The sequence below is a fragment of the Citrobacter sp. Cb031 genome, from assembly GCF_030336725.1.
GTDB classification, from domain to species: Bacteria; Pseudomonadota; Gammaproteobacteria; order Enterobacterales; family Enterobacteriaceae; genus Citrobacter; species Citrobacter braakii.
Genome location: NZ_JAOWDA010000019.1, coordinates 537,673 through 563,258, shown reverse-complemented (window position 1 = coordinate 563,258; position 25,586 = coordinate 537,673). Strand labels below are relative to the sequence as shown.

At 54.7% G+C, this 25,586-nt stretch carries 23 protein-coding genes; 8 read left to right on the top strand and 15 right to left on the bottom strand.

The genetic code is table 11. From position 1 onward, the window contains the following. The first annotated feature begins 22 nt into the window (after window positions 1-22). From OGV93_RS03875 to trhP, 8 genes are all read left to right on the top strand, one after another. Window positions 23-1,270: an MdtA/MuxA family multidrug efflux RND transporter periplasmic adaptor subunit gene (locus OGV93_RS03875; RefSeq protein WP_287109390.1), complete on the top strand. Its 1,248-nt coding sequence runs from the start codon at window positions 23-25 to the stop codon at window positions 1,268-1,270. Next, complete coding sequence (locus OGV93_RS03870) at window positions 1,270-4,392, top strand: MdtB/MuxB family multidrug efflux RND transporter permease subunit (protein ID WP_103928361.1); 3,123 nt, start codon at window positions 1,270-1,272, stop codon at window positions 4,390-4,392. Before OGV93_RS03875 ends, OGV93_RS03870 begins: the two co-directional genes overlap by 1 nt. Next, a complete protein-coding gene (gene mdtC / locus OGV93_RS03865) occupies window positions 4,393-7,473 on the top strand; it encodes a multidrug efflux RND transporter permease subunit MdtC (RefSeq protein WP_287109389.1) in 3,081 nt (1,026 codons plus the stop codon). Then, window positions 7,470-8,882: an MFS transporter gene (locus OGV93_RS03860; RefSeq protein WP_287109388.1), complete on the top strand. Its 1,413-nt coding sequence runs from the start codon at window positions 7,470-7,472 to the stop codon at window positions 8,880-8,882. The genes mdtC and OGV93_RS03860 overlap by 4 nt, the downstream gene beginning before the upstream one ends. Continuing rightward, the gene (gene baeS, locus OGV93_RS03855; protein WP_287109387.1) at window positions 8,882-10,285 is read left to right on the top strand and encodes an envelope stress sensor histidine kinase BaeS; all 1,404 of its coding nucleotides are present in this window, start codon (window positions 8,882-8,884) and stop codon (window positions 10,283-10,285) included. Before OGV93_RS03860 ends, baeS begins: the two co-directional genes overlap by 1 nt. After that, complete coding sequence (gene baeR / locus OGV93_RS03850) at window positions 10,282-11,004, top strand: envelope stress response regulator BaeR (RefSeq protein WP_016156936.1); 723 nt, start codon at window positions 10,282-10,284, stop codon at window positions 11,002-11,004. Before baeS ends, baeR begins: the two co-directional genes overlap by 4 nt. A 135-nt stretch (window positions 11,005-11,139) precedes the next feature. Continuing rightward, entirely contained in the window at window positions 11,140-11,472 is a 333-nt protein-coding gene (locus OGV93_RS03845) for a YegP family protein (RefSeq protein ID WP_019077150.1), read from the top strand. 159 nt (window positions 11,473-11,631) lie between these two features. Further along, window positions 11,632-12,993: a prephenate-dependent tRNA uridine(34) hydroxylase TrhP gene (gene trhP / locus OGV93_RS03840; protein ID WP_006683890.1), complete on the top strand. Its 1,362-nt coding sequence runs from the start codon at window positions 11,632-11,634 to the stop codon at window positions 12,991-12,993. 813 nt (window positions 12,994-13,806) lie between these two features. On the opposite strand, the gene OGV93_RS03835 is transcribed toward trhP, so the two are convergent. The 15 genes from OGV93_RS03835 to OGV93_RS03765 form a co-directional block, all read right to left on the bottom strand. Then, the gene (locus tag OGV93_RS03835; protein ID WP_287109386.1) at window positions 13,807-15,531 is read right to left on the bottom strand and encodes a hypothetical protein; all 1,725 of its coding nucleotides are present in this window, start codon (window positions 15,529-15,531) and stop codon (window positions 13,807-13,809) included. A 7-nt stretch (window positions 15,532-15,538) separates the two neighbouring features. Continuing rightward, the gene (locus OGV93_RS03830) at window positions 15,539-16,081 is read right to left on the bottom strand and encodes a baseplate complex protein (RefSeq protein WP_000083769.1); all 543 of its coding nucleotides are present in this window, start codon (window positions 16,079-16,081) and stop codon (window positions 15,539-15,541) included. Next, window positions 16,053-16,781, bottom strand: coding sequence for a hypothetical protein (locus OGV93_RS03825; RefSeq protein WP_287109385.1), 729 nt, complete (start codon window positions 16,779-16,781; stop codon window positions 16,053-16,055). The genes OGV93_RS03830 and OGV93_RS03825 overlap by 29 nt, the downstream gene beginning before the upstream one ends. Continuing rightward, window positions 16,771-17,358: a tail fiber assembly protein gene (locus OGV93_RS03820; protein WP_287109384.1), complete on the bottom strand. Its 588-nt coding sequence runs from the start codon at window positions 17,356-17,358 to the stop codon at window positions 16,771-16,773. Before OGV93_RS03820 ends, OGV93_RS03825 begins: the two co-directional genes overlap by 11 nt. After that, a complete protein-coding gene (locus tag OGV93_RS03815) occupies window positions 17,358-19,322 on the bottom strand; it encodes a phage tail-collar fiber domain-containing protein (RefSeq protein WP_287109383.1) in 1,965 nt (654 codons plus the stop codon). Before OGV93_RS03815 ends, OGV93_RS03820 begins: the two co-directional genes overlap by 1 nt. A gap of 11 nt (window positions 19,323-19,333) precedes the next feature. Continuing rightward, the gene (locus tag OGV93_RS03810) at window positions 19,334-19,927 is read right to left on the bottom strand and encodes a phage tail protein (protein ID WP_286469788.1); all 594 of its coding nucleotides are present in this window, start codon (window positions 19,925-19,927) and stop codon (window positions 19,334-19,336) included. Then, window positions 19,920-21,104, bottom strand: a complete 1,185-nt coding sequence (locus OGV93_RS03805) for a baseplate J/gp47 family protein (protein ID WP_000136916.1) — start codon at window positions 21,102-21,104, stop codon at window positions 19,920-19,922. The genes OGV93_RS03810 and OGV93_RS03805 overlap by 8 nt, the downstream gene beginning before the upstream one ends. Next, complete coding sequence (locus OGV93_RS03800; RefSeq protein WP_000102748.1) at window positions 21,097-21,432, bottom strand: DUF2590 family protein; 336 nt, start codon at window positions 21,430-21,432, stop codon at window positions 21,097-21,099. Before OGV93_RS03800 ends, OGV93_RS03805 begins: the two co-directional genes overlap by 8 nt. After that, complete coding sequence (locus OGV93_RS03795; RefSeq protein ID WP_287109382.1) at window positions 21,429-23,543, bottom strand: phage tail tape measure protein; 2,115 nt, start codon at window positions 23,541-23,543, stop codon at window positions 21,429-21,431. The genes OGV93_RS03800 and OGV93_RS03795 overlap by 4 nt, the downstream gene beginning before the upstream one ends. A gap of 1 nt (window position 23,544) precedes the next feature. Then, a complete protein-coding gene (locus tag OGV93_RS03790; RefSeq protein WP_001255513.1) occupies window positions 23,545-23,682 on the bottom strand; it encodes a DUF6890 family protein in 138 nt (45 codons plus the stop codon). Window positions 23,683-23,732: 50 nt separating this feature from the next. Further along, window positions 23,733-24,002: a putative phage tail assembly chaperone gene (locus tag OGV93_RS03785; protein ID WP_287109381.1), complete on the bottom strand. Its 270-nt coding sequence runs from the start codon at window positions 24,000-24,002 to the stop codon at window positions 23,733-23,735. A 102-nt stretch (window positions 24,003-24,104) separates the two neighbouring features. Further along, the gene (locus tag OGV93_RS03780; protein ID WP_287109380.1) at window positions 24,105-24,488 is read right to left on the bottom strand and encodes a hypothetical protein; all 384 of its coding nucleotides are present in this window, start codon (window positions 24,486-24,488) and stop codon (window positions 24,105-24,107) included. Beyond that, window positions 24,488-24,826, bottom strand: coding sequence for a M15 family metallopeptidase (locus OGV93_RS03775; RefSeq protein ID WP_000777034.1), 339 nt, complete (start codon window positions 24,824-24,826; stop codon window positions 24,488-24,490). The genes OGV93_RS03780 and OGV93_RS03775 overlap by 1 nt, the downstream gene beginning before the upstream one ends. After that, window positions 24,813-25,124, bottom strand: coding sequence for a phage holin family protein (locus OGV93_RS03770; protein ID WP_000980879.1), 312 nt, complete (start codon window positions 25,122-25,124; stop codon window positions 24,813-24,815). The genes OGV93_RS03775 and OGV93_RS03770 overlap by 14 nt, the downstream gene beginning before the upstream one ends. 4 nt (window positions 25,125-25,128) lie before the next feature. After that, complete coding sequence (locus OGV93_RS03765) at window positions 25,129-25,584, bottom strand: phage protein (RefSeq protein ID WP_000140062.1); 456 nt, start codon at window positions 25,582-25,584, stop codon at window positions 25,129-25,131. Window positions 25,585-25,586: the final 2 nt, after the last annotated feature.

Sequence of the window (25,586 nt, the reverse complement as noted above, 5' to 3'; positions counted from 1 at the left end):
TCAGGATGAGAAACTTATAACAATGAAAGGCAGTAAAAAATCCCGCTGGGTGCTAGCAATCGCGATCGTTGTGGCCACCGTCGCCGCCATCTGGTTCTGGCAAAGCCGTAACGACGCCCAGGAAAACGCACCGGGCGCGACCAAACCAGCGCAGCACACGCCAGGTTCGGGACGGCGTGGAATGCGCTCCGGGCCGTTGGCTCCCGTTCAGGCTGCCACCGCCGCCATGGAAGCCGTTCCGCGTTACCTGACAGGACTGGGTACCATTACTGCCGCAAATACCGCCACGGTACGTAGCCGGGTGGATGGTCAGCTCATTGCCTTACACTTCGAGGAAGGACAGCAGGTAAAAGCCGGCGACCTGCTGGCAGAGATAGATCCCAGCCAGTTCAAAGTTGCTCTGGCTCAGGCGCAAGGCCAACTGGCAAAAGATAAAGCCACGCTGGCAAATGCCCGTCGCGATCTTGCCCGCTATCAACAGTTGGTGAAAACTAATCTGGTCTCCCGCCAGGAGCTGGATGCCCAGCAGGCGCTGGTAAATGAAACGTTAGGGACAATCAAAGCCGATGAAGCCAGCGTCGCCAGCGCCCAATTGCAGCTTGACTGGAGCCGGATAACCGCGCCTGTAGAGGGGCGTGTCGGTCTGAAACAGGTCGATGTCGGTAACCAAATTTCCAGCGGCGATACCACCGGAATCGTCGTCATTACGCAAACCCATCCTATCGACCTGATATTCACCTTGCCTGAAAACGACATTGCCACCGTGTTGCGGGCGCAAAAATCGGGGACTCCGTTAAAGGTCGAAGCCTGGGACCGAACCAATTCGCAAAAACTGAGCGAAGGCGTCCTGCTCAGTCTGGACAATCAGATTGACGCTACGACCGGAACCATCAAAGTTAAAGCCCGTTTTGACAATCAGGATGATGCTTTATTCCCTAACCAGTTCGTTAACGCCCGCATGCTGGTCGACACGGAACAAAACGCCGTGGTGATCCCAACGGCCGCCCTGCAGATGGGCAATGAGGGCCATTTTGTCTGGGTGCTGAACAGCGAGAATAAAGTGAGCAAACATCTGGTTAAACCAGGTATTCAGGATAGCCAAAAAGTAGTGATCGCCGCCGGGTTGTCCGCAGGCGATCGGGTCATAACCGACGGTATTGACCGCCTGACGGAAGGCGCAAAAGTAGAAGTCGTAGAGGCGCATGACGCCTCTGCTCAGGATGAGAAAACTGCGCCCCGCGGATACGGCAAAAAAGGAGCTAACTCCTGATGCAGGTGTTACCTCCGCACAACACAGGCGGGCCATCACGCCTGTTTATTCTGCGACCTGTCGCCACCACGCTGCTGATGGTCGCGATTTTGCTTGCCGGTATTATCGGTTATCGTTTCCTGCCGATCGCCGCCTTACCGGAAGTCGATTACCCCACGATTCAGGTCGTTACGCTGTACCCGGGCGCCAGCCCGGACGTCATGACCTCGGCGGTAACCGCGCCGCTTGAGCGTCAGTTCGGACAGATGTCCGGCTTAAAACAGATGTCCTCGCAAAGTTCCGGCGGCGCATCGGTCGTCACGTTGCAGTTTCAACTGACGCTGCCGCTGGATGTTGCCGAGCAGGAAGTTCAGGCTGCGATTAACGCCGCCACCAATTTATTACCGGGCGATCTGCCCAATCCGCCGGTCTACAGCAAGGTAAACCCGGCAGATCCACCGATCATGACGCTGGCGGTCACGTCCAGCGCCATGCCGATGACGCAGGTGGAAGATATGGTCGAAACCCGCGTCGCGCAGAAAATCTCTCAGGTTTCCGGTGTCGGTCTGGTAACACTTTCCGGCGGGCAACGGCCGGCGGTCCGCGTGAAGCTTAACGCACAGGCTATTGCCGCACTCGGTCTGACCAGCGAAACCATCCGTACAGCCATTACCGGGGCTAACGTCAATTCGGCAAAAGGGAGTCTTGATGGCCCAACGCGTGCTGTCACCCTTTCCGCCAACGACCAGATGCAGTCCGCAGACGAATATCGCCAGCTCATCGTGGCCTATAAAAACGGTGCGCCGGTTCGTCTGGGCGATGTCGCCACCGTCGAACAAGGGGCAGAAAACAGCTGGCTGGGCGCATGGGCCAATAAGCAACAAGCCATTGTGATGAATGTTCAGCGCCAGCCTGGGGCGAACATCATCTCCACGGCAGACAGTATCCGTCAAATGCTGCCGCAGCTCACCGAAAGCCTGCCCAAATCAGTTAAGGTCAGCGTGCTTTCGGATCGTACGACCAATATTCGTGCGTCCGTTGCAGACACCCAGTTTGAGCTAATGCTGGCGATTGCGCTGGTGGTGATGATCATCTACCTGTTCCTGCGCAATATTCCGGCGACGATTATTCCTGCGGTCGCCGTTCCATTGTCGCTCATCGGCACCTTCGCGGTGATGGTATTTCTTGATTTCTCCATCAATAACCTGACCCTAATGGCGCTAACCATCGCGACAGGATTCGTAGTGGATGACGCTATCGTGGTTATCGAGAATATTTCTCGCTATATCGAAAAAGGCGAAAAACCGCTGACTGCCGCCCTGAAGGGGGCTGGTGAGATTGGTTTTACCATCATCTCTCTGACATTTTCGCTAATCGCCGTGCTGATCCCGCTGTTGTTTATGGGTGATATCGTTGGCCGATTATTCCGCGAGTTTGCCGTTACGCTGGCCGTGGCAATTCTGATTTCCGCCGTCGTCTCGCTCACCCTCACGCCGATGATGTGCGCACGCATGCTTAATCAGGCCTCGTTACGCAAGCAGAACCGCTTCTCCCGCGCCTCGGAGCGTATGTTCGATCGCGTCATTGCCGGGTACGGTCACTGGCTGGCAAAAGTGCTGAACCATCCGTGGCTCACGCTGGGCGTGGCGCTCGGCACGCTGGCACTGAGCGTTATGTTATGGGTCTTTATCCCCAAAGGGTTCTTCCCAATCCAGGACAACGGCATCATCCAGGGTACGCTGCAGGCGCCGCAGTCCAGTTCATTTGTCAGCATGGCCGAGCGCCAGCGCCAGGTTTCCGATGTCATCCTTCAAGATCCGGCGGTCGAGAGCCTGACCGCTTTTGTCGGCGTGGATGGTACTAATCCGGCATTGAACAGCGCGCGTCTGCAAATCAACCTTAAGCCGCTGGACGATCGCGACGATCGCGTGCAGAAAGTGATCGCACGCCTACAGGACGCAGTTGACAGAGTACCCGGCGTTGATCTCTATCTTCAGCCCACCCAGGACCTGACGATTGATACCCAGGTCAGCCGGACGCAATATCAGTTTACGCTGCAAGCAACGTCCCTTGACGCCCTCAGCACCTGGGTTCCACAGCTGTTAGAAAAACTACACCAGCTACCGCAACTGTCCGATGTCAGTAGCGACTGGCAGGACAAAGGGCTGGTGGCGTATGTGAACGTCAATCGCGATAGCGCCAGCCGTTTAGGCATCAGCATGGCGGATGTCGATAACGCCCTGTACAACGCCTTCGGCCAGCGACTGATTTCAACCATCTACACCCAGGCCAACCAGTATCGCGTCGTGTTGGAACATGACACCAATAGTACGCCGGGGCTTGCTGCACTGGACACTATCCGTCTGACCAGCAGCGACGGCGGCGTGGTTCCGCTCAGCGCAATCGCCAGCATTGAACAGCGTTTCGCTCCGCTGTCGATTAACCACCTCGATCAGTTCCCGGTCACCACCATCTCGTTCAACGTACCGGACGGTCATTCGCTGGGCGATGCGGTGCAGGCAATTCTGGATGCCGAAAAAACGCTCAATCTGCCAGCAAATATTACCACCCAGTTCCAGGGCAGTACGCTCGCTTTCCAGGCCGCGCTGGGTAATACCATCTGGTTGATTGTGGCTGCGGTTGTCGCGATGTATATCGTTCTCGGCGTGCTGTATGAGAGCTTTATTCACCCGATTACCATTCTCTCCACGCTACCCACGGCGGGCGTTGGCGCCCTCCTGGCGTTAATGATTGCCGGCAGTGAACTGGACGTCATCGCGATTATCGGCATTATTTTGCTCATCGGTATCGTCAAGAAAAACGCCATCATGATGATCGACTTCGCCCTTGCCGCGGAGCGCGAACAGGGCATGACCCCACGCGACGCTATTTTCCAGGCCTGTCTGCTGCGTTTTCGCCCGATTCTGATGACTACGCTGGCGGCACTGCTCGGCGCGTTGCCGCTGATGTTAAGTACCGGCGTGGGGGCCGAATTACGTCGTCCATTAGGAATTGGTATGGTCGGCGGTCTGCTGGTAAGCCAGGTATTAACCCTGTTTACCACCCCGGTGATTTATCTGCTGTTTGACCGTCTGTCGCTGTACGTGAAAAGCCGCTTCCCGCGCCAGGAAGAGGAAGCGTAAATGAAATTTTTCGCGCTTTTCATTCATCGTCCGGTGGCGACCATTCTCATTTCGGTGGCCATCACCCTGTGCGGGATACTGGGCTTTCGTCTGCTGCCGGTAGCTCCGCTGCCGCAGGTGGATTTCCCGGTGATCATGGTCAGCGCATCATTACCGGGCGCTTCCCCTGAAACGATGGCGTCTTCGGTAGCCACCCCGCTGGAGCGCTCACTGGGGCGCATCGCGGGCGTGAACGAAATGACCTCGAGCAGTTCCCTTGGCAGTACGCGCATTATTCTTGAATTCAAATTCGACCGTGACATCAATGGCGCGGCGCGGGATGTTCAGGCCGCGATTAACGCAGCGCAAAGCCTGCTACCCAGCGGTATGCCAAGCCGCCCCACGTACCGCAAAGCCAACCCTTCCGATGCGCCAATCATGATCCTGACGCTCACGTCGGACACTTACTCGCAGGGTGAACTGTACGATTTCGCATCAACCCAATTAGCACAGACCATCGCGCAAATCGACGGCGTGGGTGACGTCGACGTTGGGGGCAGCTCTCTGCCTGCCGTGCGCGTAGGGCTTAATCCGCAAGCGCTGTTTAATCAGGGCGTGTCGCTGGACGACGTGCGTAGCGCGATTGCTAACGCCAATGTGCGTAAGCCTCAGGGAGCTATCGAGAATGATACCCACCGCTGGCAGGTACAAACCAACGATGAGCTGAAAACCGCCGCCGAGTACCAGCCGATTATTATCCACTACAATAACGGCGCTGCGGTGCGGCTGGGCGATGTTGCGTCTGTGAGCGACTCGGTGCAGGACGTACGTAACGCGGGGATGACCAACGCAGAACCGGCTATCCTGCTGATGATCCGCAAGTTGCCAGAAGCCAATATTATTCAGACGGTAGACAGCATTCGGGCCAAATTACCGGAGTTACAAACGCTGGTCCCGGCCGCCATCGATCTACAAATTGCCCAGGATCGTTCACCGACCATTCGCGCCTCGCTGGAGGAAGTCGAACAGACGCTGATTATCTCCGTTGTGCTGGTTATCCTGGTGGTCTTTGTTTTCCTGCGCTCCGGGCGCGCGACCCTGATCCCTGCGGTAGCGGTTCCGGTCTCGCTGATCGGTACCTTTGCCGCCATGTATCTGTGCGGGTTCAGCCTGAACAACCTGTCATTAATGGCGTTGACCATTGCCACGGGATTTGTCGTTGATGACGCGATCGTGGTGCTGGAAAATATTGCCCGCCACCTGGAAGCGGGAATGAAGCCACTGCAGGCGGCGCTACAAGGTACGCGCGAAGTGGGATTCACGGTGCTCTCAATGAGCCTGTCGCTGGTAGCGGTGTTCCTCCCGCTGCTGTTAATGGGCGGATTGCCTGGGCGCTTGCTGCGCGAATTTGCCGTCACGCTGTCAGTTGCTATCGGTATCTCGCTGCTGGTGTCGCTGACATTAACGCCAATGATGTGTGGCTGGATGCTCAAATCCAGCGCCCCGCGTGAACAGTCTCGTAAACGAGGTTTTGGTCGTGTGCTGGTGGCACTGCAACAGAGTTACGGCACTTCGCTTAAATGGGTGCTGCGCCATACGCGACTGGTAGGCGTGGTGTTACTTGGCACCATTGCGCTGAATATCTGGCTTTATATTTCCATCCCCAAAACCTTCTTCCCGGAGCAGGATACGGGCGTGTTGATGGGGGGGATTCAGGCCGACCAGAGCATCTCTTTCCAGGCGATGCGCGGCAAACTGCAGGACTTTATGAAGATCATCCGCGACGACCCGGCGGTGAATAACGTCACCGGTTTTACCGGCGGTTCCCGGGTTAACAGCGGGATGATGTTTATCACCCTCAAGCCACGCGATGAGCGCGGTGAAACCGCTCAGCAGGTGATCGACCGCCTGCGCGTCGCGCTTGCAAAAGAGCCTGGCGCGAATCTGTTTCTGATGGCGGTGCAGGATATTCGCGTCGGCGGTCGCCAGGCCAATGCCAGCTATCAATACACATTGCTTTCCGACGATCTGGCGGCGCTGCGCGAGTGGGAACCGAAGATCCGTAAGGCGCTTGCCGCCCTGCCCCAACTGGCGGATGTCAACTCAGATCAGCAGGACAATGGCGCGGAAATGAACCTGGTCTACGATCGCGACACCATGTCTCGTCTGGGGATCGACGTTGCAGCCGCTAACAGCCTGTTGAACAACGCTTTTGGACAACGGCAAATTTCAACTATTTATCAACCGATGAACCAGTACAAAGTGGTGATGGAGGTCGATCGACGTTACACCCAGGACATCAGCGCGCTGGATAAAATGTTCGTCATCAACAATGAAGGTAAGGCAATCCCGCTATCGTACTTTGCCAAATGGCAACCGGCGAATGCCCCGCTGTCGGTAAACCATCAGGGCTTGTCCGCTGCCTCAACCGTGTCGTTTAACCTGCCAACAGGTTCTTCACTGTCTGAGGCGACAGAGGCTATCAACAGAACCATGACCCAGCTCGGCGTCCCCTCCACGGTTCGCGGTAGCTTTGCCGGCACGGCACAGGTATTTCAGGACACCATGAACTCGCAGGTGATCCTGATTATCGCCGCCATTGCCACGGTCTACATCGTTCTGGGTATGCTGTATGAAAGCTATGTTCATCCCCTGACCATTCTCTCCACGCTACCTTCAGCTGGCGTCGGGGCTTTGCTGGCGCTGGAGCTGTTCAATGCCCCGTTCAGCCTAATCGCCCTGATAGGGATAATGCTATTAATTGGCATTGTGAAGAAAAATGCCATCATGATGGTCGATTTTGCGCTGGAAGCGCAGAGAAACGGCAAGCTGCAGCCGGAAGAAGCCATTTTCCAGGCCTGCCTGCTGCGCTTTCGCCCAATCATGATGACCACGCTGGCGGCGTTATTTGGCGCGCTGCCGCTGGTGTTATCCGCCGGGGATGGCTCCGAACTACGTCAACCTTTGGGGATAACCATTGTCGGCGGGCTGGTCGTGAGTCAACTCCTGACGCTGTACACCACGCCTGTGGTCTATCTCTTTTTCGACCGTCTGCGTCTGCGTTTTTCGCGTAAAAACAGCAAACCGGTAGCAGAGTTATGACAGAACTTCCCGACAGCACCCGCTGGCAACTTTGGATTGTGGCATTCGGCTTTTTTATGCAGTCGCTGGATACCACCATCGTGAATACTGCGCTTCCCTCGATGGCGGCAAGCCTCGGGGAAAGCCCGTTACACATGCATATGGTCATTGTGTCATATGTTTTAACCGTTGCCGTGATGCTGCCCGCCAGCGGATGGCTGGCGGACAAAGTTGGCGTGCGTAATATCTTCTTCACCGCCATCATCCTGTTTACGCTTGGCTCGCTGTTTTGCGCCGGGTCCAGCACACTCAACGAGCTGGTGATGGCGCGCATCTTACAAGGCGTTGGCGGTGCGATGATGGTGCCGGTCGGCAGGCTAACGGTGATGAAAATCGTCCCGCGTGAGCAATATATGGCGGCGATGACGTTTGTCACATTGCCCGGTCAGATTGGCCCGCTACTGGGACCGGCATTAGGCGGTATTCTGGTTGAGTACGCCTCCTGGCACTGGATATTTTTGATTAACATTCCGGTTGGTATTGTCGGCGCAATAGCGACGTTAATGCTGATGCCCAACTACACCATGCAAACCCGACGCTTCGATCTCTCCGGATTTGCGATGCTGGCAGTCGGCATGGCGGTACTGACGCTGGCACTTGATGGCAGTAAAGGAACCGGCATCTCCAGTATCTCGCTGGCAGCGTTGGTTATCTGCGGAATGCTGGCTATTGCGCTGTATCTGAAACACGCCCATCGTAATCCACGCGCGCTGTTCAGCCTGAATCTGTTTCGCACACCGACCTTCTCGCTGGGTCTTTTCGGCAGTTTTGCCGGACGCATCGGTAGCGGTATGCTGCCGTTTATGACGCCGGTGTTTTTACAAATAGGCCTCGGTTTTTCCCCCTTTCATGCCGGGCTGATGATGATCCCGATGGTGCTCGGCAGTATGGGCATGAAGCGCATTGTGGTGCAGGTCGTTAACCGCTTTGGCTACCGTCGCGTACTGGTCGCTACAACGCTTGGCCTGTCGCTGGTCAGTCTGCTGCTGATGACCACCGCGCTGCTCGGCTGGTATTACGCCCTGCCCTTCGTACTGTTCTTACAGGGAATGGTCAACTCAACGCGTTTTTCATCCATGAACACCCTGACGTTAAAAGACCTGCCTGACGATCTCGCCAGCAGTGGTAACAGCCTGCTGTCAATGATCATGCAACTGTCGATGAGTATCGGGGTGACCATCGCGGGACTGCTGCTAGGCATGTTCGGTCAGCAGCATAGCGTCATCGACAGCGGAAGTACGCATACCGTCTTTATGTATACCTGGCTGTGCATCGCATTCATTATCGCGCTGCCCGCCATTATTTTTGCCCGCGTGCCGAACGACACGCAAACCAACGCGGTGATTTCACGGCGCAAGAGGAGCACCTGATGAAGTTCTGGCGGCCCGGTATCACCGGCAAACTGTTTCTGGCGATTTTCGCCACCTGCATCGTATTGCTGATCAGCATGCACTGGGCCGTACGCATAAGCTTCGAACGCGGTTTTATTGACTATATCAAGCACGGTAACGAACAGCGGCTGCAAATGCTCAGCGACGCATTAAGCGAGCAGTATGAACAGCACGGCAACTGGCGATTCTTACGCAATAACGATCGGTTTGTTTTTCAGATCCTGCGCTCTTTTGAACACGACAACGACGATGATAAACCCGGCCCCGGCATGCCGCCGCACGGCTGGCGTACGCAGTTTTGGGTTGTCGACCAAAATGCCCGCGTGCTGGTCGGTCCGCGTGCTCCGGTCCCCCGTGACGGTATGCGCCATCCGATCCGCGTCAACGGTAGCGAAGTCGGTGCCGTGATTGCCTCTCCCGTGGAACGCTTAACGCGCAATACGGATATCAATTTCGACATGCAGCAAAGACGTTCCAGTTGGCTCATCGTCGCGCTCTCCACGATCCTGGCGGCGCTGGCAACGTTTACGCTGGCGCGCAGCCTGCTGGCCCCGGTCAAGCGGTTAGTGGAAGGCACGCACAAACTGGCGGCTGGCGATTTCACCACTCGCGTTGCGCCGACCAGTACGGATGAACTGGGCAAGCTGGCGCAGGACTTCAACCAGCTTGCCAGTACGCTGGAAAAAAACCAGCAGATGCGTCGTGACTTTATGGCCGATATTTCTCACGAACTGCGCACGCCGTTGGCGGTGTTGCGCGGTGAACTGGAGGCCATTCAGGATGGCGTACGCCAGTTCACCCCTGACTCCGTTGCCTCTTTGCAAGCTGAAGTGGGTACGCTCACCAAGCTGGTGGACGATCTGCATCAGCTCTCCATGTCCGATGAAGGCGCGCTGGCCTACCAGAAAATATCGCTGGATCTCATCCCGCTGTTGGAAGTGGCAAGTGGCGCATTTCGTGAACGCTTTGCCAGCCGTGGACTGACGATACAACTTTCACTCCCGGACAGCATGACGGTATTTGGCGACAGGGATCGTCTGATGCAGTTGTTCAACAATCTGTTGGAAAACAGTCTGCGCTACACCGACAGCGGCGGCGGGCTGCACATCAGCGCCGAACAACGCGAGCGTATGGTTTTATTAACCTTCGCTGATTCCGCTCCCGGCGTAAGTGACGACCAGTTACAGAAGCTGTTTGAACGCTTTTATCGCACCGAAGGCTCGCGTAACCGCGCCAGCGGTGGTTCCGGGCTGGGGCTGGCAATTTGCGTCAATATCGTACAGGCGCATAATGGTCTGATTCGCGCCGCCCATTCGCCTTTTGGCGGGGTTAGCATTACAGTAGCATTACCGCTGGAACGCGATTTACAGAGAGATGTATGACTGAGTTACCCATTGATGAAAACACGCCGCGTATTCTGATCGTAGAAGACGAGCCCAAGCTGGGGCAACTGCTTATCGACTATCTGCGTGCGGCAAGCTACGCTCCTACGCTCATCAGCCACGGCGATCTGGTTCTTCCTTACGTGCGTCAGACGCCGCCCGACCTGATCTTGTTGGATCTGATGCTGCCTGGTACCGACGGCCTGACTCTGTGCCGGGAAATCCGCCGATTCTCTGAAGTCCCCATCATGATGGTAACCGCCAAGATAGAAGAAATTGATCGCCTGCTGGGGCTGGAGATCGGTGCGGATGATTATATTTGCAAACCCTACAGCCCGCGTGAAGTTGTTGCTCGCGTGAAGACGATTCTGCGCCGTTGCAAGCCGCAGCGCGAACTGCAACAGATGGATGCTGACAGCCCGTTGATCGTCGATGAAGGTCGTTTTCAGGCGTCCTGGCGTGGGAAAATGCTCGACTTAACGCCTGCTGAATTTCGCTTACTCAAAACGTTGTCGCATGAACCGGGAAAAGTGTTCTCCCGTGAACAGTTGCTCAATCATCTCTATGACGATTACCGTGTCGTTACCGACCGAACCATCGACAGCCATATCAAGAACCTGCGACGCAAGCTGGAATCGCTGGATGCGGAGCAGTCGTTTATCCGCGCGGTCTATGGCGTAGGGTATCGCTGGGAAGCCGACGCCTGTCGGATTGTGTAAACACTCCCGTCCTGCAGGACTCCGCGGCTTCGTGGAGTCCTGTTGACTAGCAACTCTCCAAATATCGCTCATACTCTTTGTGGCAACACTGTCGTCAATAACTGTTTGATATAAAACTTTAATCAAGGAGTTCATATGGCTGGTTGGTTTGAATTAAGCAAGAGTAGCGATGATCAGTACCGCTTTGTTCTTAAGGCTGGAAACGGGGAAACTATCCTTACCAGTGAGCTTTACACGACAAAAGGCGCGGCAGAAAAAGGGATCGCATCTGTCCAGGCTAACAGCCCTCTGGCCGAGCGTTACGAGAAAAAAACGGCAGCTAATGGCAAATTGCATTTCAATCTGAAAGCAGCAAACCACCAGATTATTGGTAGCAGTCAACTGTATGCGAATGAACAGTCGCGCGAGACCGGTATTGCTTCAGTTAAGACCAATGGTGTAACTCAGACGATAAAAGATAAAACCTGATAATGACTCGCTCAGCCGGGTAACGCCACGCTGTCGCCCGGCGTTTTTCTTTACCTGTCTTCCCCACAGCGCTACAATGCCCGCCCTTAATATGGGGGCACTCCCCTAACCGCCTCATTGAGTGAGGCGAGTCTGACCTGTCATCAGAACGAGAAAATTATGTTTAAACCGGAACTCCTTTCCCCGGCGGGAACGCTGAAAAACATGCGTTACGCTTTCGCCTATGGCGCAGACGCTGTATATGCGGGCCAACCGCGTTACTCACTGCGCGTACGCAACAACGAATTCAATCACGAAAACCTGCAGCTAGGCATTAATGAAGCCCATGAACTGGGTAAAAAATTCTATGTGGTGGTTAATATTGCCCCGCATAACGCCAAGCTGAAGACCTTCATTCGTGACCTGAAACCGGTGGTGGAAATGGGGCCGGATGCACTGATCATGTCCGACCCCGGTCTGATTATGCTGGTGCGCGAAAACTTCCCTGACATGGACATTCACCTTTCAGTACAGGCTAACGCCGTAAACTGGGCGACGGTGAAATTCTGGAAGCAGATGGGATTGACCCGAGTGATCCTGTCCCGCGAACTGTCGTTGGAAGAAATTGAAGAAATCCGCACCCAGGTGCCGGATATGGAAATTGAGATCTTTGTTCACGGCGCGCTGTGCATGGCTTACTCCGGCCGCTGCCTGCTCTCTGGCTACATCAACAAGCGTGACCCAAATCAGGGTACCTGTACCAATGCCTGCCGCTGGGAATACAACGTGCAGGAAGGCAAAGAAGACGTGGTGGGCAATATCGTGCATAAGTACGAGCCTATCCCGGTACAAAATGTTGAGCCGACGCTGGGTATTGGCGCGCCGACTGACAAAGTCTTTATGATCGAAGAAGCCCAGCGTCCGGGTGAGTACATGACCGCGTTTGAAGACGAACACGGCACTTACATCATGAACTCGAAGGATTTGCGTGCCATTGCCCACGTTGAGCGCCTGACTCAGATGGGCGTGCATTCGCTGAAAATTGAAGGCCGTACTAAATCATACTATTACTGTGCACGTACCGCGCAGGTTTATCGCAAGGCCATTGATGATGCCGCTGCCGGTAAACCGTTCGACCCGCAACTGCTGGAAACGCTGGAAGGTCTGGCGCATCGCGGTTACACCGAGGGGTTCCTGCGCCGCCATACGCATGACGACTATCAGAACTACGAATACGGCTTCTCTGTTTCCGAGCGTCAGCAGTTTGTCGGCGAATTCACTGGCGAACGTAAAGGTGAACTGGCGGCTGTGCTGGTGAAAAATAAATTCACCGTCGGCGACAGCCTGGAGCTGATGACCCCACAGGGCAACATCAACTTTACCCTCGAACAGATGGAAAACGCGAAAGGCGAAGCGATGCCGGTTGCGCCGGGCGATGGTTACACCGTGTGGATGCCTGTACCGGAGGATATCGATCTGAATTATGCATTGTTGATGCGTAATTTTGCCGGTGAGTCCACGCGCAACCCACATGCTAAGTAGTTAATTACGGTTATTTTTCAGCGTTCGGAAGATTCTTAGAAATCGATCACATACCGCTTCGTTCATTAAGGTTATTATCCCATCCGCTGAAAAACATAACCCATAAATGCTAGCTGTACCAGGAACCACCTCCTTAGCCTGCGTAATCTCCCTTACGCAGGCTTATTTTTTGCCTGTAATCTACTGAAATAAATGGATTTGTTTCTTACAATGTCCACACATTGACCACATCAAACAAACCCCGTCCACAAACGGGGTTTTTTAATACTTTCCCCTCCCCCTTCGCTGTAGATCCTTTTATTAAAACTTCATGCATCATTTTGCAAAACCCAGAGCACAGCAAACCAGCCTCCAGCCCGCGCCGCGCAAGGCTTCGCCATACCCGCGCCCAAAAATCCCCGGATGAACCCGAATCATTTTGATCGTGACGGAATCTAAAACGATCCTTTTAAAAACATCATGTTATCCAGTTGGTTAGCAACTGGCGGCGCGGTGACTTTTGCAGAGTGCTGCAAATATTTGCGCAGCGTGCAAACGCCCGCAGGATTCAAAAGCCCAGCAGCGGCGCAGGCTGGCGGGGTGCTTTGCACAAAATTTCTTTTGCAAAATTTTTATGATCCAAACTGCGCAGGCGGGTGCGGTGTAGCGCCGTTTCCGTCCTGGATCCGCTTCCGTCTGCCTGCTGTCGCTTACGCTGTGGGCCGCTGTTGAACGAACGAAAGAAAGGCCGCACGGTGGCGACCTTTAATGCTTGCGCCTGCTGTGGCGCGTTCTGTGGTGTCTGGTGAGGCGTGCGGTTATGCCGCTTTTTTGTCAGGCTATCAGGGGGCCGTATTTACTTTTCAATGTGCCGGTTTTAGTGGCCGTTGCGGTGAACTGCGCCGCCTGCCCACTGGCCCCCGTATTGGGGTGAGTATGTGATGCGGCAGTCTCTGCCAGCTCCCTCACCACGTCCAGGGTGTCGGTGAGCAGTGTCAGGACGTTAATCTCTTCGCTTCCCAGCTTTACCACCGGGGCAATCAGTTGTTGCGCCTGGGCCACACTTCGGCGAATGCCGCTGATTTTTTCAGTCAGTGCGCCGCTGACGTTTGACGTGACATCCCCTTTCACGTCGTCTGTAACATTGCCCGCGACATCCCGTTTCACGTTCCGGCCAACACTGACGGAATTGTCCTTGCTGCAGGTTACTGTCAGGTTGCCGGATGTGCCGACGCTGTAATCCCCCTCGCTGATATGAACGACCGCCCCGGCCAGAAGTGTGGCCGTGCCAAGAACGGTTGTTTTATCCGTTGCCTGGACCGTAGTTTCACGGACAACCACTTTGCGGATCTCTTCGTCGGTGGTGACTTCGCGAGTCATGGAGTTCTCGCGGATTGTCTGGTCCGTCTGGCGTTCCCAGTCTCCGGCAACCGTCACGCGCTGCGATACACCATCGCGCTGTTGCTGCAACTGCTCACCGGGTTTAACCGCTGGCAGGTTATGACCCTCCGCCATAATCTGACGCACAAAGGGTTTATCCTGCCGCCCCTCAGTGAACCCAACTTCAACCAGCGTGCCAGGGGGCGGAAACTGAAACATTCCCGACTCGCTGCCCGCCATTGGTACAGGTAGCGGAACGGCAGAATAAACCGGCGTATTTGCGGCTGGCTTGCCGTCTTCGTCAAGCAGCTGGAGATCCACGGCATAGCGCGGGCGGAATGGTTCGGCAATATTCCCCCCGGAAACATCCTCGCTTGGTGCTTCCACCCTGGCGAATTTTGGAAGATGCAGGCCGCTTGCCAGCTCCGGGAATGCGTTTTCAATCTGCCGCTGAATGGGTGATTTTTGCAATGGCTGGCCGTTGGCTTTGTTGCGGGGCTGCCAGGTGATTGCCATGTCATCGTTATTTAGCCGGACCTGGTTCAGCCGCTGGCCGTTTACCTCCGCACCCGGGCGCAGGCTCTGAATCATTGGCACAACCATTGAATTTCCGCCTGCCGATTCCTGGCTAAATTCGTGCGGGATCTCCACTGGTTTTCCCGCAAAAAGACTATGCTCCGCGGCGCCGACGAAGACATCCCCGTCCGGCAGCTGATACCAAAGATAGTCCGTCACTGAAAATGCACGGCCCAGACTGGCAAGAAGCTGATAGCCCGTGCCGCTGTGCGTAAAGTGGGGGATCGGTTTATCTGCATAAGCAGCGCCGACCGGCGTTGTGACGGTCAGCCCGCTTTGCTCACTTATCCAGTCAGTAATCTGGCGCAGCGTTGGATGCTGGAAAGAACACGGCCACAATTTGTCAAAGATGCCAACCAGCTCACGCACGAATAATCGGCATGTTCCATTATCAGCAGGCTGTGACCGTTCAACGTACCCGGTAAACCAGCGCAGGACCAGACCATCATAGCCAACATCGATCCGAACCATTTTGCCGGTGTAATCTGTCTCAGTCCCTGCCGTAATAAACCCCCGACCGCACGCGTTCAGCTCCAGCACGATATTGCAGTCAATCAGATGGACCGGATCAGAGGAAAGGTACAGGCGTTTAATTGGTTTCATCGTTTAATTACCCCAGCGCATCGTTGACCGGCTTTAAGACCTTTTCTTCAAACCAGCTCATTTTGTCGGCTGGCTCATCAGCTCCGGCAGCCGGACCCGCGCCCTTTGCCCCTGTTTGCTTGGTGCTGGCCGTCGCGTTGCCTTTTCGGGCCTGTCGTTTTTCTGGGACGCTGCCTTTTTCACGCAGGGTGAAACTTACCTGCCAAGCAAGGCGATCCTCCTGCGGTACGGCATCAATCTGACCGGTAAACGTGGCTTCACGAAGGTTGATAGCCGTCGCCGTCGCATTGGCGACGCGGTACTTTTTCAGTGCGCCGCTGGCTTCGGTCGCGGATGCCAGCTGGAAAAGCCGCTGTAAGACGGCTTCGTCGTCGAATGTCACCAGACCCGATACGCGCAGCTCTTTGGCCTTGATACCCTGTTCAGCATTGGCCGTGCTCGATGTCTGTCCCGACTGGTCCTTTTCCTGAAACTGCATGGAAGGTGAAACCAGCATGTTCTGCATGGCGATCCCTTCACCATCAAGCGCGAGTAATGCGGTCTGGCTCATGTAGCATCTTCTCTAAGTCAGATAACGAATCCCCGATAAACATCATCGCGGCGGTATGTACTGCCGTTGTTTGCGGGATGCCTTTCAGCAATTCAGCGGCAGCAACGGCATAACTTCCGCTGTAACTGAATGAAAAAATATTCGCACTGGCGGCTTTCAGGTCGTCCAGTCCCTGGCTGAGCGAGGACAGCAAACCGGCCCGTTCCTGAATAAATCCCGTCACCTGGTTTTTTAGATCTGTTGTGGTGGTACTGACTGCGGCGGCCAGCTGCGCGGCGGCAACACGCTGGGCATTCAGCGCCAGCCGGTTGGTTGAGACTGATAACGGCGCACTGGCTGGCAATACATCGGCTTTAACCGGCAACTGCATTTTTACCGTGCTGAGTTCTGCGGCGGCTGCGGCCATACGGCTTACCTGCGTAAATACCGGGGCCGGAAATACGGTGGACAGTTTATTCAGTCCCCGCATAAAAGCATCGTGGGTATTCTCCGCCACCATCATGACGATGACATCACCGCTACCGCTACCGCCACCGGATAACAGCTTTTTAGCAAGGTATCCCAGCGCATTGGCCGGACTGAGATAACCGCCTGAATCGGTGTTCTGTCCCAGACCGTAAACCCAGGGATGCGCTGGCACAATTGAACAGGCCAGCGCCCCCATATCATCAGCAATCTTTATAACCGACTCACGCCACATCGCCCGGAACCTCCGGCCAGTCAATATCTGGCGCATCTTCTGGCTTAATACGATTAATCAAAACCCTGTATTTTTTCCACGCCAGCAAAAGCGCTGTTTCCTCTTCCGTTGCAATATCCAGATCAACAGCATCCTGTAATGGGGCAATTTTTGATGCAGCCAGCGCCAGAAGACTGTCTTTTTGCTGTGTAGCCTGTGTAATCTGTGCCGTTTTTTCTGCGTCAGCATCATGCATCCATTTTTTACCATTCCATTTAACAAAATGGCCTTCCGGCGCAACGGAAACAACGTCGTCAGGTAACTGACCTAATTCATCAATCGTGATGGATTTCCCGGTGAGAATGTCGTAAACAATTTTCCCGCGATGATCTTCAACAAGTGACCATTTTTCTAACGCAGAATTAAATACAGCGACAAAACCGGCTTTCGTCGGCGGTGGCGCAATATTGGTACTGTTAGCAGGTAAACCGGTATTAGCAGGGATAAAACCATCACTTTTCCCGATAAATTCATTTGTATCAGCACGCAGGTTATAGATGGTAATTGTCCGGTTTTCTCCGGTCATTTCAAAAGTCATCAGGCAAGCCTCACAATGTAGTTAAACGCAATATTTTTAACGGTATTTTCCGCATTTCCTGCGGCATGAACGGTCGCTGTATGTCCGTGATAGCCCATAACCACATAATGGTTATGCGCACCAATACCCACCCAGTGATCATGAGGGCCGATCCATGTCACATGAGCATGATTACCGCTTCCCTCAATGCGATCTCCCGCCGCCCATGAAACATTTGACGAATGCATCCCCAGCCCCTGACCGGGGGTATCCCGGTATGCAGACGTTGAGCAATAACGAAAGTTATGTGCGTGCCACCCACCCTCAGTGGAGGATTTATTGCCGTAGTCAAAACTGGTTGTTGGTTTTGAACCATAATCAAAAGAGCTGGTGTATTTCGTCCCCAAATCGGTATCGGAAATACTGGCTCCGTGGGTATGCGATATAACACCATCCTGTTCATACGAGAGTGCCGCGCGACCGTTCGGTTTACCCTTAATCGTCTGGCCTCGCATGTCCGGGATAACCCCCGCAGGATAGGCAATCGCAAGCAATGGATAGACCGCTTTATCAAAGGGTTGTCCCTGCATTAAGGCGTACCCAGTCGGGGTTACATCCGATGGCCAGGGGATAGGTGCGCCGACAGGGTAAGAATCTTCCGGCATCCACGGCGTCCATGCCTGCGTTGAATACTTGCTACGCGTATAACTGCGGGATGAGTTGTACACGCGGTAAATCTGTGTCACTCCGGCGCTTCGCAGTACCATCAGAGAACCTGCATTATTCTCCGGGTAATGTAGTGCCGCACTGGTATTGGCGTTCGCTCCCTGAAAATAAAGCCCCGGCACCTGGTAATCATCCAGATCCTGATTTTCACCAATCCCCACAACTTGCCCGTCAAAAATATCCTGTGAAGTGACATTGATATCTTCATTCAGGGCGTGACCGTTCACTTTTCGTGATGCCGGAACGCGGCCATTTGCATTCTCATTCACCGCTTTTAATGCTTTTGGCGTGACGGCCAGCGCTTCGGAATCACTGTTCGTTTCACTGCTTAACCGCACAAAACCCTTTTCACTGGTTGATGCATCAGGGTGATTTCGGGATTGTTCATGCTTTTTCAGCGCATCGCTGGCCGCCTGGTCATTTAGCGTGCCTTTCGGGCGCAGGTCAGTGATATTTCCGGCAGCATCAATACTCGCCACCGCAAAGACATAATGCTGCACACCGCCCAGCACATAATCGGCAAGATCTGCAGCAACAGTAATTTTGCTCTGTACAGCCCATTCGCTTGTTAACGTCCCGGTCCAGCTCACATCAAGCCAGATTTTTGTCGGTTTCGCGGATACTGTGATATTGAAGTTTGCGGGCAATTCGGCACGCAATCCGGCGACATATCCCGCCCCCTTTGAGACAAAAAACTGATTGCCGGACTTTGCGACCAGATAGCCCGAATCAAAAAATGCCGCTGCGCCATACAGATCGATATTTTCCCGGCGCTGGCGTTCATCCATTCCCGCCAGTCGGGCAGTAAAATCAATCTGCCATGTCTCTGCCGGGGTGGTAATTTCGGTCGCTTCTCTGGCTCCGCTGTATTCCATCAGCATGGAACGAACAAGAACGTTTCCCTGCTGACCGTCTGCGTTTTTAATTTTTCGTTGGGTCGGGGCGTGAATAATCATCGCCAGTGTACCCGTTGCCTTATTTGCCAGCCCGATCCAGTTGAAATCAAAATCGCCCACATCCGCCCCCAGGGTAACGGAATAAACGACAGAGTTTTCATTCACAACACCGGCTTTATTCACCGCCTGACGACAAACTATTTTATCTTCCGCTGGCGTTGTTTCAGTATTATTAATCGGCTTGTCAGCATCCAGCCCCGGAATATAAGCAAAAATAAACTCATCCAGCGTGACGGGCTGGTTATTAATTGCCTGCTGGGCTTTCCACTCTGCAAATGCTTTTGTAATGACGGCCTGTGACATTAATATTCCCTCTACTTCAAACTTGCGCTATATGTTGCTTCTGACTGGTTATTCACATCGCCCAGGGTGGCAGGCCAGCAAATATATTCCCCCTGATACCAGCCAATATTGATATTCAGTGGCAGGGTGTCGATTACTTCAAACTGGTAACGGCGGCATGTGCGCCCATATTTGCGAATGATTTCCAGCAGGAGATCGCCATTTTCCGCAACCTGGCTGCTTGTCACTCGAACGACAATCACGTCCCAGTCGAGTCCGTCCTGCCGTTCCAGTAATTCAACGTAACCAATCCCCAGTCGCTCAAAAATGGCAATAAAGCCCGCCACCTCTCCGGCCTGCTGCGCATTGATAAATGCGTAACTCACCCGCTTGCGGAAGATGTCGAGCGGCTCCCCCTTAAACCGATCGATGTCGCGCTCCCAGGCAATCAGGTTCAACAGCGGCTCGGGGCAGACCAGTGGGTCAAACTGCTTTAACGGCCAGGTGATCCACCCGTACACCTGCGACCAGAATTTTACGCAGGCACGCAGCAGCCTGGCGGGGTCGCCTTTGTTCATCCACGACGGCAATTTCAGACCGGAAAGCAACTTCGAAAACTCAGTCATTTTCAATCTCCACCGTTAACCCTGACAGGCGCGGGACCGACAGTTCGCTGACAATATCCGTCAGTGAAAAATGCAGTGAATCGACAACCGGAAAGGCCTTGTGGATCTCGCGGCCCAGATTCGAAAAGGAATAGCGCGAATAGGGCTGCGTCTTTTTAACGTCGTAATTGGCGTTCTCGCGAAACGCGCAACGAATCAGGTCGGTAATACCGGTTTTTAACGCGCTCAGGTCTTCCGCTTCCATGTTTTCCACGCTTTTGACATAGACAGTAACCGCCAGGGTGTGACTGGTTTCCGGCATGGCATAACACTGCAGATCATCACCGTGTCCGTGGTGGCCCTGGGTATTCACATAATCGTTAACCGCATCAATAAAGGGCTGTGATATTTCGCCGCTGTCCAGTAACAGATAAGCATTTGCCGTACCCGGCCCACGCGGGGCATCGTGCAAAAAGTAGATGCGATCAATGCTCAGGCCCAGCACGCTGGCAATCATGCTGCGGTAGATAGCGTCAGAGTGGTAATTCCCCACCAGATTAAACTGGTTGCGGGTGCGGTCGCGCAGCTCGTCGTCGCTTTCCTCGTTAGCCCCTGGCGTAATCAGCCATTCGTCCTCATTGACCGCGCTGGCGATTCCAGCTACTGCAACAGGTAAGATCCGGTAATAGCCTGGCGCAAGGTTATAGCCACTGCCGGTGCCGGTCGCCGTGACGGGAACCAGCCCGCTTTCAACCCCGGCAGGCAGTGTCACGTCTTCATTCACGGCCAGCACGTAAACCACGCCGTTAATGCGCTCTGTTTGCACCAGTGTTCCGGCAGGCACGACGACCACATCCGCCGCATTCAGCTTGAAGAATCGCAGCACGCCAGCGGCAGCGCTGGCCGGTTTAGGCTCGATATGAACCGCCCAGGCCAGCAGGCGCAGCATGGGACCGGTGGCAGTCGCAACAAACATATTGCGCAGAACCACATCGATCAGCGCCGCACGCAGCCATAACACCGGCGTGGTGACAATCTTCGAAATCAGCCGCCAGAAAGGTGACATTCTCGACGTGTTTGTGACGAACCCTTCCGCCTGCACGGTGGCTTTAAATGCTGCCGTAATTTCGGCCTCTGTCGCGGGCATCCCGCTGTCATTCAGTACCTTTTCGAAATCAACGTCGGGTTTCTCAGTCATAGTTAACCTCTGTACTGACAGGGCCGAAATCGTAGGTTTCCGCCGTGATATACAACCTCGAAAGGGTTTCTTCGGTGATCACTATGGTTCCTGGGACCAGACGTTCGTCGCTTTCCACCAGTAAGGACAGTTGCGTCAGCACGTCACCGCGCATTGTCGGGCTGCGTTCACCGATCAGGCGGGTGGTGATACCGCTTTCCAGAATGCTGTGAATAATGTCCTGGGTGATGCTGTCGCGGTTATCGCAACGGCGCGGCTCGTTGCCGCTGTCCAGCGTGAAATCGCCGTCAGTGATCAAAAGGTCGATGTATAACGGTTCGGTACTCATCCTGCGTTAAGCTCCTGCCATTCAGCCAGCTGGGCCGGGGTGATTCCATTGGGGGCGTTGATGTAGGTATCGCCCCACGTTTTACGGTTATCAACAGCGGTTTTGCTGTCGTTTTTAACCTGACTCATCAGGCCGCCGCGTGGGATGCCTGCATTAATTCGGTTCCCCGTCAGCACGGACGGGCTGTTTAGCTTCGATGAACCTGCAGCACTGTCAGGAATGACCGCATTTGCCGGAACGGCAGCCGCTGCCGGTGGCGAAACGGTTTTCAGGTCGATGTTTACGCCGGGGATCTTGTTTAACTTCTCAACAATCCAGTTATAGGTAGACGCAAAGGTATTTTTGAGGAGGTCAAAAAGTTTGCTGAATACCCCGCCGATGGTTTGTGCGAACCCTTCAAAGGTGGCAAGCGGGGAAAGACCGGCAAAGAAATCAACCACCACGGCCCAGCCGTCTGTGATGGACTGCCAGACCTGCGCAAACACCTGGCCTACCTGTTCAGCGACCGACATCACCCAGGCAAAAGCCGACGTATCCATGATTGCTGCCGCCAGTTCTTCCCAGTGGGTGATGACATACCAGACGCCCACGGCCAGAAGTGCCAGCCCGGCAACGATCAGGGTGATCGGACTCATCAGGAGTTGCATTGCCGCCCCGGCAAACATGGTCGCCGCACCGTAAACCCGCATGGCAATGGCTCCGGCCTTTAACGCGATATTCCATGCAGCAAGCGCGATGCGGCAGACGCCTGTCCACAGCGCCAGTAATTTTGACTGGATCCACAATGCAGCCAGACCGATGCGCGTCGTCAGCAGGGACGGACGCAACAGGTTGAGCGTCCATAATAGGAGTTTCCATGCCCCTCCCAGCACTTTTGCAATTGCGGCCAGCCCTGTCATGGTGAAGCCAAAGACCCCCATCACGATATTGACCGCCGCCCCGGCCAACCCGAAGGACAGCACACCCAGGGTGATGTAACCCAGCCAGCGGGCAATATTCGGGAACATATCCAGCCAGCGGGCAAATTTTGTCCCCACGTCGGCAATACGGTTCATCAGCGGCGACAGGATAGGGATCAGCGTGTTACCAATCGCCACGCGAATGGCAAAGAATGTCGCTTTGATACGTTCCCACGGCTCAGCCATTCGTTCGGCCATTTCCTGGGCGCGTTTCATCCCGTCATTTCGGCCCAGCTCGGTGATGCTGCGGTTTAATTTATCCTGCTGGCCGTACAGCTTTTTGATAACGTCAGCACCACCACCGAACGCGGCATCCAGCGCCTGTTGTGCCTTGACGTTCCCTTCAATGCTCTGCCCGTATTTGTTCTGGAGTTTTTGCAGAATGTCGCCCATCGGCAGCATTTTTCCGGTGGCATCGACAAAGCTCATACCCAGCTTTTCAGCGGCAGCCGGGGCGCTGCGTAAAAACTGCTCGTAGATCCCGCTGGCCTCAGTACCCAGCGTGCGCGAAAGCGTACCCAGTACGGCGAACTGTTCATCCAGGCTGACGCCAAAGTCAGCACCGGCGCTTTTCGTCCCCTCGATAAGCTCCTGCATGGTCTGCATTTTCACGCCGAAGTTTTGCACCATGTACGCCGTTTTTCCTGCCAGCTCTTCGGCAAAACGCACATGCCCCAGACTGGACAATTCCGCGTTGAAACGTGACGCCATCGCGCCGATGTATTCGCCTGCCTCTTCGCCGCTGGCCTTGACGCCTGCGGCCAGGGTATTGGCCGCGATGGTAACGCGGGGCAGGTCCAGATCGGACAGGCCCGCCATTGCGCCTTTCATCGCGTAGCTTGACCGGACCACATCAACGGCCCCTTTGCCGTAGCGCATACTGAATCGCATGGCTTCGCCGGACAGACGCTTCAGCGCGTCCTCTGCCACGCCTTTGGAACCCACTTCTGCAAGCGCGGCGTTCATCTCATACGCCGGACCCACCACGCCCGCGATGGACTGCGCCACGCCCCAGCCAGCCGCCGCACCAATCCCGATTTTTGTAAAAGACTCCTGCGATTTTTCAGCAAAACCAGACAGCGAAGACTGAGCCGTCTTTAATGGCCGCGTCAGCTTATCGATCAGGCTCAGGGTAAAATCCAGGTGGCTCATATCAGTTTCCGTTAAATGCGATTGCTATCCCTTCCGCCGTCTTACTGGCGCGGGTCTGGGCGAAATATTCATCCAGCCACAGGGCGCGGGCGATGCTTTCTTCGTCGTCGTCTTCGTGCGGGAGGTAATAGCGGCGCAAGGCAAGGTATTGTTCCAGGGCATTCGTGCGAATGGCCGCTACCCGCGCCGTCAGTTTTTTACTTCGATCTCAAGTTTTGGGGAGTAAATTTCGTTAATCTTCTCGACGATCTGCATTTCGCAACCCGGATAATCTTCCATCAGCTTGTTGAGCGCCTCTTTACACTCGGCATCAACAATGCGGCCCAGATACGTCACCATTGGGGCAACTTTATTGGTCATGGTCATTTCGTTAAGCAGGTTGTTGAACGCGGTTTTATTCGGCTCAAAGCTCAGATTTACGCCCGCCACGGTCATGGCGATTTTTTTCGATTTGCTCATTGTGCTAATTCCTTACGTTGTCGAATGATGCCCACCAGGGCGTTATGTCTGGCGGCGCAGTCGGTATACATCAGCCGGTAGGCTTTCAGCGCCGCGTCAAAGTCACTTCCGGTCGGTCCGGCCAGACGTGGCAACGTGACCGGACAAAGTGCCAGCTGGTTTTCCTGATAATTTTCGTTCGGCTTGATCTGCACTTTCGTTGAACAACCGGACGTAATCACCAGAAGCACAAACATTGCTAAAAACCGGTTTAATGGTTTCCGTGCGGATAACCCGTTCCGTATGAATTTCATTGGCCCTCAGCTCCGCGAGTTTTGCTTCCAGCGCTTCACCAGACTGCTGTGTCACCTCAACAACAATCTGGCGTGTTTGTTCTGCCGCTTCACTGGCAGCGAGTTTCAGCTTTGCGTCGTGCCAGTCATGCGCCTGCCAGCCCGCTGACATTGCAGCGGCCAGAATCAGCAAAAGACCCAGCAAATTGCGCATCAGCGAACCCCGTTATGCTCAAGACTGAAATGGTTCCCGTCCGGCTTACTGAAACGTCCACCCCACGATCCGCCGATAGATTCCCAGTATTCGCCCAGGGGGCGATATGCGGCGCTGTCGGTCTGGTATTCGCCGTTAATAAACAGGTTAAAATCCACCGCAAGGCGCTGGGTATGCAGGCTGTTAGTAATGCCGCTCCCTTTTTTTGCGTTAAGCGCGGCCTGTTCCGGCGTGCGGTACGCTTCGCCAAACGTCAGGCGATAGCCTTTTTCCTGGGCAAAATGAATCAGGCTGGCGATCATCACCGTAAAAAGTTGCTGTTTTTCACTCAGTTTCATTGCGCTTGCTCCCCCATCGCTTGATATACATGTCCAGGCAGCGCTTTAGCCCCGCCTCAATAAACGCACTTCCCAGAATGCCCAGGGCGCAGGCCAGCCCAATGACGACCAGTTCCGGCATATCGGGGAATTTCAGCAGCGGGATTGCGGCCAGCGGTGCGACCGCAGATCCCAGAATCATCCGCCCGACCAGCAGACGGGTTGTGATTCGCTCATTGCTGACCATCAGTTGCCCCAGGCCGATCACGGCCCCGATAAGCAACAGCTTTTCAAGCAGTGACGTTTCTCCGTTCATCATCGTGTCAGCCTTTCAGATCTCGAGTGTCACGGGCTGACAGGTACGGCACGCCGTCAATCGCGACAAAGTCCGGGCTTGTCACCATGAATTTAATTTTTTTCGTGGTTTTGCTGGCCTCGTTGGGGTTGATGTTGACGATGTCGGACAGCGTCGGAACACAGCCAAACACCTCGATTTTTTCTTCGTCATCCCCCGCATTGGCATAGAACAAAAAGTCCTTTGCCGGAATGGCCCGCCAGGAACCTGCAGCGCGGGCAACGGCGGTAAACTTTTTAAAGTTCTGGGAATCGACTTCGACTTCCACATCCGCCGAAACTGACCCTTTCGTGTGGCCGTTCGGGATGCCACGCGACTGCGCAACCGCGCTGTTATCCGTAATGGTGACGGTGGCGTTTTCGACGTGAATCATGATGCTGTCGTAGTTCACATCGAACGATCCGCCGCTAATACGTTCAGTCATTG

What these genes read in the sequence shown, in the direction of transcription:
- OGV93_RS03825 (WP_287109385.1), bottom strand. Translation starts at nt 16,781, where the DNA reads ATGTGGCGTGAGTCGGTTATAAAGATTGCTGATGATATGGGGGCGCTG.
- OGV93_RS03815 (WP_287109383.1), bottom strand. Translation starts at nt 19,322, where the DNA reads ATGTCACAGGCCGTCATTACAAAAGCATTTGCAGAGTGGAAAGCCCAG.
- baeS (WP_287109387.1), top strand. Translation starts at nt 8,882, where the DNA reads ATGAAGTTCTGGCGGCCCGGTATCACCGGCAAACTGTTTCTGGCGATT.
- OGV93_RS03800 (WP_000102748.1), bottom strand. Translation starts at nt 21,432, where the DNA reads ATGAGTACCGAACCGTTATACATCGACCTTTTGATCACTGACGGCGAT.
- OGV93_RS03810 (WP_286469788.1), bottom strand. Translation starts at nt 19,927, where the DNA reads ATGACTGAGTTTTCGAAGTTGCTTTCCGGTCTGAAATTGCCGTCGTGG.
- OGV93_RS03775 (WP_000777034.1), bottom strand. Translation starts at nt 24,826, where the DNA reads ATGAAACTGAGTGAAAAACAGCAACTTTTTACGGTGATGATCGCCAGC.
- trhP (WP_006683890.1), top strand. Translation starts at nt 11,632, where the DNA reads ATGTTTAAACCGGAACTCCTTTCCCCGGCGGGAACGCTGAAAAACATG.
- OGV93_RS03780 (WP_287109380.1), bottom strand. Translation starts at nt 24,488, where the DNA reads ATGCGCAATTTGCTGGGTCTTTTGCTGATTCTGGCCGCTGCAATGTCA.
- OGV93_RS03820 (WP_287109384.1), bottom strand. Translation starts at nt 17,358, where the DNA reads ATGACTTTTGAAATGACCGGAGAAAACCGGACAATTACCATCTATAAC.
- OGV93_RS03830 (WP_000083769.1), bottom strand. Translation starts at nt 16,081, where the DNA reads ATGAGCCAGACCGCATTACTCGCGCTTGATGGTGAAGGGATCGCCATG.
- OGV93_RS03785 (WP_287109381.1), bottom strand. Translation starts at nt 24,002, where the DNA reads ATGAGCAAATCGAAAAAAATCGCCATGACCGTGGCGGGCGTAAATCTG.
- OGV93_RS03835 (WP_287109386.1), bottom strand. Translation starts at nt 15,531, where the DNA reads ATGAAACCAATTAAACGCCTGTACCTTTCCTCTGATCCGGTCCATCTG.
- baeR (WP_016156936.1), top strand. Translation starts at nt 10,282, where the DNA reads ATGACTGAGTTACCCATTGATGAAAACACGCCGCGTATTCTGATCGTA.
- OGV93_RS03805 (WP_000136916.1), bottom strand. Translation starts at nt 21,104, where the DNA reads ATGACTGAGAAACCCGACGTTGATTTCGAAAAGGTACTGAATGACAGC.
- mdtC (WP_287109389.1), top strand. Translation starts at nt 4,393, where the DNA reads ATGAAATTTTTCGCGCTTTTCATTCATCGTCCGGTGGCGACCATTCTC.
- OGV93_RS03875 (WP_287109390.1), top strand. Translation starts at nt 23, where the DNA reads ATGAAAGGCAGTAAAAAATCCCGCTGGGTGCTAGCAATCGCGATCGTT.
- OGV93_RS03795 (WP_287109382.1), bottom strand. Translation starts at nt 23,543, where the DNA reads ATGAGCCACCTGGATTTTACCCTGAGCCTGATCGATAAGCTGACGCGG.
- OGV93_RS03870 (WP_103928361.1), top strand. Translation starts at nt 1,270, where the DNA reads ATGCAGGTGTTACCTCCGCACAACACAGGCGGGCCATCACGCCTGTTT.
- OGV93_RS03860 (WP_287109388.1), top strand. Translation starts at nt 7,470, where the DNA reads ATGACAGAACTTCCCGACAGCACCCGCTGGCAACTTTGGATTGTGGCA.
- OGV93_RS03845 (WP_019077150.1), top strand. Translation starts at nt 11,140, where the DNA reads ATGGCTGGTTGGTTTGAATTAAGCAAGAGTAGCGATGATCAGTACCGC.
- OGV93_RS03765 (WP_000140062.1), bottom strand. Translation starts at nt 25,584, where the DNA reads ATGACTGAACGTATTAGCGGCGGATCGTTCGATGTGAACTACGACAGC.
- OGV93_RS03770 (WP_000980879.1), bottom strand. Translation starts at nt 25,124, where the DNA reads ATGATGAACGGAGAAACGTCACTGCTTGAAAAGCTGTTGCTTATCGGG.